Genomic DNA, 12,998 nt, shown 5'->3' with positions numbered 1-12,998 from the left:
CCGTCCCCCGTATCCATACGCGGCATCCTCCGCTACGAAGGTCATCCATGCCCCACAGCCAATCCTCTGCACAACGCGGTCGCGTCCGCCTCGCGCGCGGAGCATCGCCGTGGCTCCTGCCGACCGTGGCCACGGCGGCGGTCAGCCTGGTCCGTGCCCGCCGGTCGGGACGCTGGGCCGCCGTCGCCGTGCCCACCACCGCACTCGCGGCGGGCATGCTGTGGTTCTTCCGCGACCCCGAGCGAGAGATCGCCACGGGCCGCGTCATCTCTCCGGCCGACGGCGTGGTGCAGAGCATCATGCCGTGGAAGGACGGGCGCACCCGCGTCGCGATCTTCATGAGCCCGCTGAACGTGCACGTCAACCGCGCGCCCCTGGCGGGCACCGTGACGTCCGTGGAGCACATCCCCGGCGGATTCGTTCCGGCGTTCAACAAGGAGAGCGAGAACAACGAGCGGGTCGTCTGGCACTTCGACACCGAGCTGGGCGACATCGAGATGGTGCAGATCGCCGGCGCCGTCGCCCGGCGCATCGTCCCCTACGTGCCCCAGGGCACCAAGGTCGAGCAGGGCGAGCGCATCGGTCTGATCCGCTTCGGCTCGCGGGTGGACGTCTACCTTCCGGAGGGCGTCGAGCCGGCGGTCGAGGTCGGCCAGGCCACTACCGCGGGGGTGACTCGCCTTGACCGTGATTGATCCCGAGACCCAGGCGGGCTGGGCACCGGAGAACGACGACGATGACGACATGCCGCTGTCGACGCGGCTGTCGATAGCGGACACCCTCACTCTCGGTAACGCCATCTGCGGCTTCATGGCCGTGTACTTCACCACCACCGGCGTCCTCATCCCGCACCTGACGGGCACCGAGGACGGCGGGATGGCGCGGCACAGCGCCGCGATGGCCGTGATCCTGATGCTGCTCGCGTCGGTCTTCGACCTTTTCGACGGCCTGGTGGCGCGCAAGCTGCGGGCCTCCGCGATGGGCGCGGAGCTGGACAACCTCTCCGACCTGATCAGCTTCGGGCTGGCCCCCGCGTACTTCGTCGTGACCTGGGGCATGGTCGCCCAGGACGCGCACCAGCGGGTGTCGGTGGTCGCGGCGGTGGTGGTGCTGCTGGCGGTCGTGCTGCGGCTCGCCCGCTTCTCCTGCGTCACCCTGCGCGACGGCATCTTCCAGGGCATGCCGAGCCCCTTCGGCGCCCTGACCGTCGTCGCGATCGTCCTGCTGGAGCTGCCGTTCCTGCCGACGCTGCTGGCGATCATCGGGGTGGCCTGGCTGATGGTGAGCCGGGTCGAGTACCCCAAGCCGCGGGGCCGGCTCGCGGTGGCGATGCTCAGCTGGATCGTCCTCAGCATGGGCATGCTCGCCGCCTGGGCCCTGGACGCCCCCGGCGGCCAGCTGCTGCTCCAGACCGGCTGCTCGCTCCAGATCGTCCTGGGCGCCATGATCCCGGTCTTCGCGACGGCCCGGCGGGTCAACACCTTCCGCGACAACCGCCGCGAGTCCCGCGCCGAATCACGCGCCGCGCACCAGCCGTAACGGGCCGCGCACCAATACCCGGGAGGCCCCGGGCGGAACTCCTCCGCCCGGGGCCTCCTCGGCGTTCACGGGCCATGCGGCCCCCTGGGGCCCGCGGCCTCAGACCAGGAAGTCGCGCGCCAGCTGCGCCGCCGCCCGCTCCAGCAGCGGACCGGCCTCGGCCATGCTGCGGGCCGGGTCGGGCTCCAGATCCGCCAGCGCGTACGCGCGCCGGATACCGGCCGCGGCCAGCGCCTCCTGGGACAGCTGGAGCCGCCCGCACACCGCGGCCACCTCGATCCCGGCCTTGCGGGCCGCCGCGGCGACCCCGGCCGGGGCCTTGCCGTGCAGGGTCTGCGCATCGAGCGACCCCTCACCGGTGATCACGAACGTGGCCCGGGCCAGCGCCGGCGCGAAGCCCAGCACGTCCAGCATCACGTCGATCCCCGGCCGGAACGCCGCGTCCAGCCCCACCAGCGCGCCGTAGCCGATACCGCCCGCCGCACCGGCACCGGGCGCCAGCGCGTACTCGGCGGCCTTGGGGCCGACGGCCCGCTCCAGCACCTCGGCGAAGTGCGCCAGCGCCGCGTCCAGGACGGCGACGTCCGCCTCGCTCGCCCCCTTCTGGGGGCCGTAGACCGCCGGGGCGCCCTTGGGGCCGGTCAGCGGATTGTCGACATCGCTGGCCAGCACGATCTCCGTACGGGCCAGCCGCGGGTCCAGGCCCGACAGGTCGGCGGTGGCCAGCTCCCGCAGCCCGCCGCCGCCAGGGCCGACCGGCGCGCCGGAGGCGTCCAGGAACCGCGCGCCGAGCGCCGCCAGCATGCCCGCGCCGCCGTCCGTCGTGGCGCTGCCGCCGACCCCGAAGACGATCGAGGTGGCCCCCGCGTCCAGCGCCGCGAGCAGCAGCTCGCCGGTGCCGTACGTGGTGGCCGTCAGCGGCGCGAAAACGCCCTTCGGGAGGAGCTGGAGGCCCGACGCCTCGGCCATCTCCACCACCGCCGTACCGTCCTCGCGCAGCGCGAAGGTGGCCGTCACCGGCTCGCCGGTGGGCCCGGTGACCCGCGCCTCGTGCCGGGCGAAACCGGCCGCGAGGGCCGCCGCGGTCGTCCCGTCGCCGCCGTCGGCGACCGGCACCGCCGCCACGTCCAGCCCGGGGACCACGTGCCGCAGCCCGGCCGTGACGTGCTCGGCGACCTCGACGGCCGTGAGCGAGCCCTTGAACTTGTCCGCGGCGATCAGCACATGTGCTGTGTTTGTCCTTGCTGCGTCCGCCACCGTGTTTCCCCTTGCTTTCGAACTGGCAGTCGCGCCGCTGCGACCTTATCCGGCCGACACCCCCGGCGAACAGAGCGAATGCGGAGCACCCGGCCGCAACGGGGCCGCGGGGGCCGGCCGGGCGGCTCGGGGCGGGGGGCTGCGGTGACCTGGGGCGGGGGCTCACCCGGGGGCTCATGGTGCTGCTCACCCGGGGCGCGCGGGCGGGCCGGAGCCGGCCACGCCTCCTGCTCCTCTCGCTCCTCCCGCCGGGCGCCACGCGCCCCGTCCGCTCCCCCTCCACCGGCCCTCCGCTCCCCCGGTCCTCCTTCTCCGCCCTGCCGTCGAGGGCCTGGGGGGTGTCCGTAAAGTCGCGTCGTTCGCCCGGAGGGCGGCCGGGCGGTGTCCGGTGCGTGCTCTCGGCGTGCCGGGCGCCGGACGGCAGACGGGACGTTGCGGACATCCCCTAGGCTCGCGCGCGTGACAACCAGGGACTACGCCACCTACCTCGCCGGACTGCCCCGCGTGCTCGCGGGCGCGGGCGTCATCTTCCGGGACACGGAAGACCGCCTGCTGCTCGTGGAGCCCAACTACCGGGACACCTGGCTCCTGCCCGGCGGCACCATCGAGTCGGACGCCGGGGAGTCACCGCGCCAGGCCGCCCGCCGGGAGACCCTTGAGGAGATCGGCCTGGACATCGAACCGGGGCCGCTGCTCGCCGTCGACTGGGTCCGCAGTCGGGCCCGGCCGCCGCTGGTGTCCTACCTCTTCGACGGCGGAGTGCTCAACGCGGAGCAGTGCGCGGCCATCCGGCTCCAGGAGGAGGAACTCCTGTCCTGGCGCCTGCTCCCCTGGGAGGAGGCCGGGGCGCTGCTCGCGGACGACCTGCGGCTGCGGGTCCGCGCCGCCCTGGACGCCCTGGAGACCGGCCGCGGCCCGGCGGAACTGGAGGACGGCCTCCCGCCGGCCGGCCGCACGGCGACGGAGCCGGCGGGCTAGGGAGCCCCCGCCGAGGGCACGCCACCGAGGGCGCGCCGCCCCGCCCGCTTCTGCGCCCGCCGGCACGCGGCGGGGCTGCCGCCCCGGCCGTGCGGGCCGGCGGCCGACGCCCCGGCGGGGCCACGAACGGCTGCGGCGCCTGGTACCCCGGTATGAGAACCACGGGTTGATTCCTCCCGTGCCCCTTCGCCCTAGCCTCATTCCCATGAAAGAGATCGCGGCACGCATCGCGCGGGTGCCGGGAGTCGTCGGGGTGACGCTCGGGGGCAGCCGCGCACGGGGAACGAACCGACCCGATTCCGACTGGGACCTGGGGCTCTACTACCGCGGGGCACCGGACCTGACCGCACTGGAGGCACTGGCGGCGGAGGTGACCGGCGGCCCCGTCGAGATACACCCGCCGGGCGCCTGGGGCCCGTGGGTCAACGGCGGGGCGTGGCTGGTCATGCCCGACGGCAGCCATGTGGACTGGATCTTCCGGGACCTCAACCGGGTGCGGCAGGTCTGGGCGGACTGCCGCGCAGGCCGCTTCGAGACCGGTATGCAGGCCGGGCACCCGCTCGGCTTCTGGTCGCCCGCCTATGCGGGCGAGGTCGCCCTCGGCAGGGTCCTGATCGATGGGACCGGCGAGCTGACCCGCCTCCAGGAGGAGACCCGCACCTATCCGGAGCCCTTGCGCACGGCCCTGACGGACACCGCCGTCTGGGACGCGGGCTTCTCGGCCGCGATGGCCGCCAAGTCCGCCGCGGCGCAGGACGTCCTGCACGCCGCGCTGTGCCTGTCCCGCGCCATCGGCGCCCTCGTCCAGGCCCTCCACGCCCACCACGGCGTCTGGTGCCTCAACGAGAAGGGCGCCCTCGCCGCGGCGGCCGCCCTTCCCCACACCCCGCCCGGCTTCGCCACCCGCGCCACCGCCCTCCTCGGCGAACTGGGCCGGACCCCGGAGGAGTTGCGTCGCTCCCTGACCCTGGCAGAGCAACTGATCACCGAAGTCCGGGAGACCGTCGCGACGGATCGCGGCACCCACATGACGGTTCGTGGCAACCACGGCGATCGGGGGGAGGACTAGGGAGCGAAGAGACGGGAGCCAGGGGTGGGGTGAGCAGGGGTGGGGTGAGCAGGGGCGGCGTGAAGGGGAAGGCGGAGCGGTCGGAGGCGGGGTGGCCGGCGACCACCCCGTCAGGTGCTGACGCCGACGGCGCGGCGGTAGGTGGTGGGGTCGGGGATGAGGTCGAGCATGGCGCGGGCGACATCGGCGCGGGGGATGGAGCTGCCCGCGGGGCCGGCTTCGACGGCGTGGCGGTAGTGGCCGGTGCCCGGCTTGTCGAGCAGGCGGGGCGGGCGTACGGAGGTCCAGTCGAGGTCGGTGGTGCACAGGACGGCTTCCATCCGCTCCAAGTCGGTGTAGACCTCCTTGAGAACGGCCCAGAGCAGCGGGCTGAAGACGCGGCGGCTGAGGAACGGCTGGCCGGCGCCGGTGCGGTTGAGCGGGCCGGCGCTGACCACGAGGAGGCGGCGGGCACCGGCCGCGGCCATCGCCTCGGTCACCGCGCGGGCGGAGGTGGAGGCGGGCCGCAGCGGGTCGTGGCGGCCGGCCTGGCCGATGCCGGAGAGGACCGCGTCGGCGCCCCGCATGGCGGGTTCGAGGGAGGCGGCGTCCAGGGGGTCCGTTCGCAGGACCGTCAGGCGCGGGTCGCGCCGGGTCAGCTTCTCCGGGCTGCGCAGGGCGGCCGTGACGTCGTGCCCGTCGGCCAGGGCGTGGTTGACGATCTCCCGGCCGACGCCGCCCGAGGCTCCGACGACGGTGATTCTCATGGTTCCTCCAGCCGGTCCGAGGTGCCGTGCCACCACCGACAAGGGTAGTGAGTGAGCGCTTACCCACGAGTGTGGGTGAGTGTTCACTCACTTGTCAATGTAGGCTCACGTCCATGAGCCATGGACCCTCCGCGCCGCTGTCCGGAGGCGCTCTGACGCGCTCCCGGATCCTGGACGCCGCCGCCGCGCTGATGACGAACGTGGGGTTGGCGCACACGACCACCAAGCAGATCGCCAGGGAAGCGGGGTGCTCCGAGGCAGCTCTGTACAAGCACTTCCGGAGCAAGGAGGAGATCTTCGTACGGGTCCTGCACGAGCGGGTTCCGCAGTTCTCCGAGACGCTGGCGGAGTTGCCGGAGCGGGCCGGTGACGAGCGGGGGCCGGCCGAGCACCTCCGGGACGTGACGCTGGCGGCCCTGCGGTTCTACCGGCGGTCCTTTCCGATCGCGGCGTCGCTGTTCGCCAGTCCGGAGCTGCTGGCGACGCACCGGCGCAAGCTGGACGAGCTGGGCGCCGTGGGGCCGCAGAACGCGGGGCAGCACCTGGCGGCGTATCTGGCGGCGGAGCAGAAGCTGGGGCGGCTGGCGGCCGCGGCGGACCCGTACGCGATGGCCAACCTGCTGATCGGGGCGTGTTTCCACCGGGCCTTCCTCGACCTGTTCTTCGCCGGGGAGGCGCCGGAGGGGGCGCTACGGCCCGCGGACGAGGAGGAGTTCGCGACGGAGACGGTGCGGGCGTTGCTGGGCGGGACGGGCGTCTGACCGGTCGCGCCCGACTGCCCCGTTCCCGCGGGTGGGGCGGAGGGCGGGGCCGGGCGGGGGCGGGGCCGGCCCCGCCCGGCCTCGTCCGAGCCGGTTCCACCTCCGGGGCCGCCTGGGCCGGCCAGCCGGCCGAAGCCAAGCCGTCCCCTGCCCCAGCCCGGTCGTCCCCCTCACGCAGGCCATCCCCCCGAGCGGCCCCAGGCGCAAGCCGTCGCCAAGCGCAAGCCGTCGCCAAGCGCAAGCTGTCACCAGGTACAAGCAAGCGCAAGCTGTCACCAGGTACAAGCCGCCCCCAAGCACGAGCCGGCGCCGGGCGCAGGCCACCGTCAGGCACCAGCTGTCACCGGGCCGAGGCCGTCGTCAGGCGCACGCCTCCGGGGGGAACAGGCCGTCCTCGGCGCGTTCGAAGGTGAGGAGGCGGCGTTTGCGGTCGAGGCCGCCGCCGTAGCCGGTGAGGCTGCCGTTGGCGCCGACGACGCGGTGGCAGGGGACGATGATGCCGATCGGGTTCCGGCCGTTGGCGAGGCCGACGGCGCGGGCCGCAGTGGGGACGCCGAGCCGCTCGGCGAGTTGGCCGTACGAGACCGTCTCGCCGTAGGGGATGGTGCGCAGGGCCGCCCAGACGCGGCGCTGGAACGGGGTGCCGCGCAGGGTGAGGGGCAGGTCGAAGGCGGTCAGTTCGCCGCGGAAGTAGGCACGGAGCTGGGCGATGGCCCGGGCGAACGGCGGGACGGCGGGGTCCGCGGGCGCGCCGAAGGTCTCCTCGGGCGGCCGGTGGCGCTGGCCGGCCATGTAGAGGCCGGTGAGGGTGTCGCCGTCGGCGACGAGGGTCAAGGGGCCCACGGGGGTGTCGGTGAGGACGGTGTGTGTGAGGACGGTGGGGGTGCGGGGGCCGGTGGGGGCGGTGGCCGGGGCAGGTGGGGTCATGGCGGGGCTCAGTTTCCGGGGAGGTGGTTGATGGGGTGGTCGTCGGTCGCCCAGAGGTACTGGACGGCGTAGGCGCGCCAGGGGCGCCAGCGGGCGGAGTGGCGGATCAGGGCCGCCGGGGTCGCGGGCAGGCCGAGGCCGGCGGCGGCGCGGCGCAGGCCGAGGTCGGTGGGGGTGAACGCGTCGGGGTCGCCGAGGGCACGCATGGCGATGCACTCGACGGTCCAGGGGCCGACGCCGGGGAGCGCGGCGAGGCGGGCGCGGGCCTCGTCCCGGTCGCTGCCGACGCCGAGTTGCAGGGTGCCGGTGGCCAGGGCGTCGATGACGCCGGTGAGGGTGGCGCGGCGGGTGCGGGGCATGGCGAGGGATTCCGGGTCGAGTCCGGCGAGGGCGGTGGCGGTGGGGAAGAGGTGGGTGAGGCCGCCGCCCGGGTCGTCGACGGGCCGGCCGTGGGCGCGGACCAGGCGACCGGCGTGGGTGCGGGCGGCGGCGGTGGAGACCTGCTGGCCGAGGACGGCGCGGACCGCGAACTCGTCCGGGTCGGCGGTGCGCGGCACCCGGCGGCCGGGAGCCTTGTCGACCAGGGGTGCCAGCTGGGGGTCGGCGCGGAGGACGTCGTCAACGGCTTCCGGGTCGGCGTCGAGGTCGAGCATCCGGCGGCAGCGGGCGATGGCGCCGGCCAGGTCGCGCAGGTCGGTGAGGGAGAGCCGGCAGTCGATGTGGTCGGGGCGCGGGGCGAGGGCGGCGATGCCGTGCCCGTAGGGGAGGGCGAGCGTGCGGCGGTAGGCGCCGTCGCGCCACTCCTCGACGCCGGGGACGGCGGTGGCGGCCAGGTGGCCGAAGAGGTTGTCGGGGTTGAGGGGTTGGCGGAAGGGGAGCCGCAGGGCGAGGGTGCCGGGGGTGGCGGCGCGGGTGCCGGGGCCGGCTCGGCCGCGGAGTTCGGTCGGGGAGAGGGCGAAGACCTCGCGGACGGTTTCGTTGAAGCTGCGGATGCTGGCGAATCCGGCGGCGAAGGCGATCTCGGCCATGGGGAGCGCAGTGGTCTCGATCAGGAGCCGGGCGGTCTGCGCGCGCTGGGCGCGGGCCAGGGCGAGCGGGCCGGCGCCGAGTTCGGCGCGCAGTTGCCGTTCGATCTGGCGGGGGCTGTAGCCGAGGCGGGCGGCGAGGCCGGGCACGCCTTCGCGGTCGACGATGCCGTCGGCGATCAGGCGCATGGCGCGGGCCACGAGGTCGGCCCGTTCGTTCCACTGCGGGGAGCCGGGGCTGGCGTCCGGGCGGCAGCGTTTGCAGGCCCGGAAACCGGCCTGCTGGGCGGCGGCGGCGCTGGGGTAGAAGCGCATGTTGCGGGGCTTGGGGGGCACTACCGGGCAGCTGGGCCGGCAGTAGATGCCGGTGGTGAGGACGGCGGTGTAGAACCAGCCGTCGAAGCGGGCGTCCTTGGACTGCACGGCGCGCAGGCAGCGCTCGGTATCGGTGTGCATGTCCTCCAGGATTGCTCAGTGGAACGGGGCGCGGCTGGCGGAAATCCGACATCAACCTCGGCTCATCTGGGGGCCTGCGGATCGCTCACCGAGGGCGGGAGGCCACTTATCGGGGCTTGCGGAACGGTCGCGTGGAGGGCGGGCGGACAAGGTCCGGGCGCGCCTGCGGATCGACCGCCTTGGGCGGGCGGGGGGCGAAGGCGGAGGCGAGGCCCTGCGTCCGCGGAACGGGGGCCTTGTGGCACGGGCTTCGCTCGTCGGGGCGCCCCGACGGATCGGTCTGCCGGGTGCCGGGGTGGGTTCGCCCGCCCGGGGCCGCTCCGGGGCCGCCGAGCGGGCCGTCCGCGGCCGGCGGTCGTCCGTCCACGGCCGAGGCGCCGGATTGCGCCCCGGGCCCACCCGGTCTCCCCCGCCGGTCACCCCTCGGCCAGGGCCGCCTCGTACGCCTCCCGGGCGCGGTCGTTGAAGACCACGAAGCGGATCTCGTCGAAGGCGGTGGGGTCGCTGGCGAGCGCGGCGCGGACGGTGGTGACGGCGGTGCGGGCGGCGTCGGGGAGCGGCCAGCGGTAGACGCCGGCGGAGATGGCGGGGAAGGCGACGGTCCGGGCGCCGAGTTCGGCGGCGGTGCGGAGGGACTGGGTGTAGCAGGAGACGAGGAGCGCGGTGCGGTCCTCCGTGGCGGAGTGCACCGGGCCCACGGTGTGGATCACCCAGCGGGCGGGGAGGCGGCCGGCGGTGGTCGCGACGGCCTGGCCGGTGGGCAGACCGCGGCCGTAGTGGCCGGCGCGCAGGGCGCGGCACTCGGCGAGGATGTCCGGGCCGCCGCGGCGGTGGATCGCGCCGTCCACGCCTCCGCCGCCGAGCAGGGAGGAGTTGGCGGCGTTGACGACGGCATCGACGGCCTGGGCGGTGATGTCGCCCTGGACGAGGGTGAGGGTGCTGCGCATGGGACGAGCCTAGGTCCGCGGGCGGGCGGGCGGGAGGGCACCGCCCCGCACCGCCGCACGCCCCCGCCCGGCACGGTGCGCCTCCACCTCGCCCGGCCCGGACCCCGGCCCGACCCATTCCCCTCGTCAGCGTCCCCCTCCCCCGCTCGCAGCGTCCTCCGCGATCTGGCCCCCGTCCTGGCCCCCGTCCTCGCCCCCGTCCCCGTCCGGCACCCACCGGAGCACGTCGCCCGGCTGGCAGTCGAGGGTGCGGCAGATCGCGTCGAGGGTGGTGCAGCGCACCGCTTTGGCGCGGCCGTTCTTGAGTACGGCGACGTTGGCGGGGCTGATGCCGACGGCGGCGGCGAACTCGCCGACCGACAGCTTGCGCCGGGCGAGCTGGACGTCGAGGTCGACGATGATCGCCATCAGATCACCCCGGCGATCCCGGTGGCCAGCTCCGTCGCCTTCCGCAGCAGGCTGCGCAGGGTGGCGGTGAACATGGCGAACGAGGCGCCCAGGCCGGCGCCCGCGAGCGCGGCGGTCAGGGCGCTGATGACCTCCATGCCGTCGTCGGGAGAGGGGATCTCGGCCACGGCCAGGTGTCCGGCGACACCGGGGCCAGCAGGGTCGCCGCGGTCGCGGCGCCGGTGATGAGGTCGACCCGGCGGAAGGCCCGCGGGGTGAAGAGGGCGCCGCGCCGGACCATGGCGAGCAGCCTCCAGCCCGCGGCGAGAGCCACCCGGACGCAGGCGACGCCGAGAATCGCCACCGTCGCGTAGGGCGCGGCGAAGGGGGCGTAGGGCTCCGACGCGCCGATCGACCGCCCCCTCAGCCGCGCCCGCCGCGCAGGCGGCGCCAGACGGCCTTGGCGGCGTAGTGGCCGGACATGCCGTGGACGCCGGGGCCGGGCGGGGTGGCCTGGGAGCAGAGGTAGACCGCGGGGTGGGCGGTCTCGTAGGGGACGCGGGTGAGCTTGGGGCGGATGAGGAGGCGCAGGCCCGCGGCGGAGCCGGTGGCGGTGTCGCCGCCGACGTAGTTGGCGTTGCGGGCGGCGAGCTGCGGGGGGCCGGCGACGGCGCGGGCCAGGACGAGGTCGCGGAAGCCGGGGGCGAACCGCTCGATCTGCCGCTCGACGGCGTCGGTGGCGTCACCCTCCCAGCCGTTGGGGACGTGGCCGTAGGCCCAGAAGGTGTGCTTGCCCTCGGGGGCGCGGGTGGGGTCGATCAGGCTGGGCTGGGCGGTGATGAGGAAGGGGACGGAAGGGTCGCGGCCTTCGGTGGCGGCGGCCAGGGACGCACCGATCTCCCCGCTGGTGGGGCCGATGTGGACGGTGCCGGCGCGGCGGGCCTCGGCGGCGGTCCAGGGGACGGGCCCGGAGAGCGCGTAGTCGACCTTGAAGACGCTGGGGCCGTAGACCACGTCGCGGTAGGCGTTGCCCAGGCCGGCGATCCGGGCGAGGGCGGTCGGGGAGGTGTCGAAGACGTAGGCGCGGGCGGGCGGGAGGTCGTCCAGGCGCTTGACCTCGAAGCCGGTGTGGACGGCGCCGCCGTGCGCGCGCAGCAGGCCGGCCAGGGCGTCCGAGACGGCCTGGGAGCCGCCGCGCGGCACCGGCCAGCCGTTGGCGTGCGCGGCCAGGGCGAACATCAGGGCCAGACCGCTGGTGCCCGGACCGCGCAGCGGGGCGTTGGCGTGCGCGGCGAGGCCGGCGATCAGGCCGCGGGCCTTCTCGCCGGTGAAGCGGCGGTTGAGCAGGGCGGCCGGCTGGGCGGCGACCAGGCCGAAGCGGGCGTAGGTCACCGGGTCGCGGGGCAGGCCGAGCCACTGGGTGCGGAGGAAGTCGTGGGCCATGGTGTCCCACTTGCCGATGAAGGGGGCGACCAGGCGGCGGTAGGTGCCCGCGTCGCGCGGCCCGAAGGACATCGCGGTCTCGCCGACGGAGTGGGCCAGCACCGCGGCGGTGCCGTCGGGGAACGGGTGCGCCATCGGCAGCTCGGGGTGGAGCCATTCCAGGCCGTGCCGGTCCAGGGGCATGGCGCGGAAGGCGGGCGAGCCGACGCCGAGCGGGTGCACGGCGGAGCAGGGGTCGTGGCGGAAGCCGGGGAGGGTGAGTTCCTCCGTACGGGCTCCGCCGCCGAGGGCGTCGCGGGCCTCGAAGACCTCCACGGACATCCCGCGGCGGGCGAGTTCGACCGCGGCCGTCAGGCCGTTGGGCCCCGAACCGATCACCACGGCGTCGAGCATCGTCGGCACCTGCGCCACTCCCCTCGTGTCCGACCCTCGCCGGTGAGGATCAGTTGGCGGCCGCCAGCAGTCCGAGGATACGCCGGGCCGTGGCGGCGTCCCGTGCCGCGGTGAAGGGGAGGGCGTTCCCGCCTCCGATGCGGAAGGGCTGCCCGGCGACCGTACCGCTCGCGCCGCCGGCTTCGTGGACGAGGAGGAGTCCGGCGGCGTGGTCCCAGGCGTTCTCCCAGCTGAAGGCCGTGGCGTCCAGCCGGCCCTGGGCTATGTGGAGGTACTCCAGGCCCGCCGAGCCGCAGGGGCGGGGGGCGACGCCGGGGGTGTCGAGGGCGGCCAGTACGCGCTTCTGGGCGTCGGTGGTGAAGTCCGGGTGGGAGGTGGCGACCTCCAGGGCGGCGCCGGGGGCGGGGTGGCCGGCGGTGAGGCGCTCGCCGCCCAGCCAGGCGCCGGCGCCGCGGCGGGCGGTGGCCAGCTGGCCGAGCGCGGGGGCGTACGTCCAGGAGGCGAGGACCTCGCCGTGGTGGGCGAGGGCGACCAAGGTCGCGAAGCCGGGGTCGCCGTGGACGAACTGGCGGGTGCCGTCGACCGGGTCGACGATCCAGACGGGGGCGTCGCCGTGCAGGGCGCCGAGGACGGCGGGGTCGGCGTGCACGGCTTCCTCGCCGACGACCCGGGAGCCGGGCAGCAGGGCGGTGAGGGCCGCGGTGAGGTGCTCCTCGGCGCGCCGGTCGGCGGTGGTGACGAGGTCGTGCGGGCCGTTCTTCTGGACGACGTCCTCGGCGGCGAGCTGGCGGAAGCGGGGCATGATCTCGTCGGCGGCGGCCCGGCGGACGGCCGTCTCGACGGCGGCCGGGTCGAACGCGGCCAGCACGTCGGCCGCGGTGGCCGCGGTGGCCGCGGCGGTGGGGGTGAAGGCGTCGGTGAGGTCCGTGGTGGCTCCCTGGGTGGGGGTGTGCAGTGCTTCGATCATGCGTCCATCGAACCATGCCGCACTGACACTCCGGCCGGCGCCGGGGTGAACTCCGGGTGCCGCCGGGGCAACGGGCGGGTGCCGCCGGAGACCGTGCGCGGGC

Annotated in this window: 15 protein-coding genes; 5 read left to right on the top strand and 10 right to left on the bottom strand. The window is 75.4% G+C overall.

The annotated features are described in order from the left end of the window. Positions 1 to 47 precede the first annotated feature (47 nt). Together MUU72_RS16865 and pssA are read left to right on the top strand one after the other, a co-directional pair. The gene (locus tag MUU72_RS16865) at positions 48 to 695 is read left to right on the top strand and encodes a phosphatidylserine decarboxylase (protein ID WP_248014090.1); all 648 of its coding nucleotides are present in this window, start codon (positions 48 to 50) and stop codon (positions 693 to 695) included. Beyond that, positions 682 to 1,539 carry a CDP-diacylglycerol--serine O-phosphatidyltransferase gene (pssA, locus tag MUU72_RS16860; RefSeq protein ID WP_248014089.1) on the top strand — a complete coding sequence of 286 codons (858 nt, stop codon included), beginning with the start codon at positions 682 to 684 and terminating at the stop codon, positions 1,537 to 1,539. Before MUU72_RS16865 ends, pssA begins: the two co-directional genes overlap by 14 nt. A gap of 99 nt (positions 1,540 to 1,638) precedes the next feature. On the opposite strand, the gene MUU72_RS16855 is transcribed toward pssA, so the two are convergent. After that, on the bottom strand, positions 1,639 to 2,763 hold the full coding sequence (locus MUU72_RS16855; RefSeq protein ID WP_248014088.1) for a glycerate kinase: 1,125 nt from the start codon (positions 2,761 to 2,763) through the stop codon (positions 1,639 to 1,641). 492 nt (positions 2,764 to 3,255) lie between these two features. Here MUU72_RS16855 and MUU72_RS16850 point away from each other — a divergent pair, with 492 nt between their 5' ends. After that, entirely contained in the window at positions 3,256 to 3,774 is a 519-nt protein-coding gene (locus MUU72_RS16850; RefSeq protein WP_248014087.1) for an NUDIX domain-containing protein, read from the top strand. A 205-nt stretch (positions 3,775 to 3,979) separates the two neighbouring features. Next, a complete protein-coding gene (locus tag MUU72_RS16845; protein ID WP_248014086.1) occupies positions 3,980 to 4,843 on the top strand; it encodes a nucleotidyltransferase domain-containing protein in 864 nt (287 codons plus the stop codon). 110 nt (positions 4,844 to 4,953) lie between these two features. Here the strand turns inward: MUU72_RS16845 and MUU72_RS16840 are convergent, their stop codons facing one another. Further along, a complete protein-coding gene (locus MUU72_RS16840; protein WP_248014085.1) occupies positions 4,954 to 5,589 on the bottom strand; it encodes an NAD(P)-dependent oxidoreductase in 636 nt (211 codons plus the stop codon). A gap of 113 nt (positions 5,590 to 5,702) precedes the next feature. Here MUU72_RS16840 and MUU72_RS16835 point away from each other — a divergent pair, with 113 nt between their 5' ends. Further along, positions 5,703 to 6,350: a TetR/AcrR family transcriptional regulator gene (locus tag MUU72_RS16835; RefSeq protein WP_248014084.1), complete on the top strand. Its 648-nt coding sequence runs from the start codon at positions 5,703 to 5,705 to the stop codon at positions 6,348 to 6,350. A 360-nt stretch (positions 6,351 to 6,710) separates the two neighbouring features. Here MUU72_RS16835 and MUU72_RS16830 read toward each other — a convergent pair whose 3' ends face one another. The 8 genes from MUU72_RS16830 to MUU72_RS16795 form a co-directional block, all read right to left on the bottom strand. Next, positions 6,711 to 7,277 (bottom strand): methylated-DNA--[protein]-cysteine S-methyltransferase, encoded by a 567-nt coding sequence (locus tag MUU72_RS16830; RefSeq protein WP_248014083.1) that lies wholly within the window; start codon positions 7,275 to 7,277, stop codon positions 6,711 to 6,713. Between the two features lie 8 nt (positions 7,278 to 7,285). Beyond that, entirely contained in the window at positions 7,286 to 8,758 is a 1,473-nt protein-coding gene (locus MUU72_RS16825) for a DNA-3-methyladenine glycosylase 2 family protein (protein WP_248014082.1), read from the bottom strand. A 416-nt stretch (positions 8,759 to 9,174) separates the two neighbouring features. Continuing rightward, the gene (locus tag MUU72_RS16820) at positions 9,175 to 9,705 is read right to left on the bottom strand and encodes an O-acetyl-ADP-ribose deacetylase (RefSeq protein WP_248014081.1); all 531 of its coding nucleotides are present in this window, start codon (positions 9,703 to 9,705) and stop codon (positions 9,175 to 9,177) included. 126 nt (positions 9,706 to 9,831) lie between these two features. After that, the gene (locus MUU72_RS16815; RefSeq protein ID WP_248014080.1) at positions 9,832 to 10,113 is read right to left on the bottom strand and encodes a helix-turn-helix domain-containing protein; all 282 of its coding nucleotides are present in this window, start codon (positions 10,111 to 10,113) and stop codon (positions 9,832 to 9,834) included. Next, positions 10,113 to 10,280, bottom strand: coding sequence for a hypothetical protein (locus MUU72_RS16810; protein ID WP_248014131.1), 168 nt, complete (start codon positions 10,278 to 10,280; stop codon positions 10,113 to 10,115). The genes MUU72_RS16815 and MUU72_RS16810 overlap by 1 nt, the downstream gene beginning before the upstream one ends. Continuing rightward, positions 10,229 to 10,456: a DUF2975 domain-containing protein gene (locus tag MUU72_RS16805; RefSeq protein ID WP_248014079.1), complete on the bottom strand. Its 228-nt coding sequence runs from the start codon at positions 10,454 to 10,456 to the stop codon at positions 10,229 to 10,231. Before MUU72_RS16805 ends, MUU72_RS16810 begins: the two co-directional genes overlap by 52 nt. 59 nt (positions 10,457 to 10,515) lie before the next feature. Beyond that, the gene (locus MUU72_RS16800; protein WP_248014078.1) at positions 10,516 to 11,937 is read right to left on the bottom strand and encodes a phytoene desaturase family protein; all 1,422 of its coding nucleotides are present in this window, start codon (positions 11,935 to 11,937) and stop codon (positions 10,516 to 10,518) included. A gap of 40 nt (positions 11,938 to 11,977) precedes the next feature. Beyond that, positions 11,978 to 12,895 carry an inositol monophosphatase family protein gene (locus MUU72_RS16795; RefSeq protein WP_248014077.1) on the bottom strand — a complete coding sequence of 306 codons (918 nt, stop codon included), beginning with the start codon at positions 12,893 to 12,895 and terminating at the stop codon, positions 11,978 to 11,980. Positions 12,896 to 12,998 lie beyond the last annotated feature (103 nt).

This window comes from Streptomyces rhizoryzae (assembly GCF_023155275.1).
Lineage (GTDB): Bacteria > Actinomycetota > Actinomycetes > Streptomycetales > Streptomycetaceae > Streptomyces > Streptomyces rhizoryzae.
Note: the sequence above shows the minus strand (reverse complement) of the source record. Positions and strands in the feature narration are given on the sequence as shown.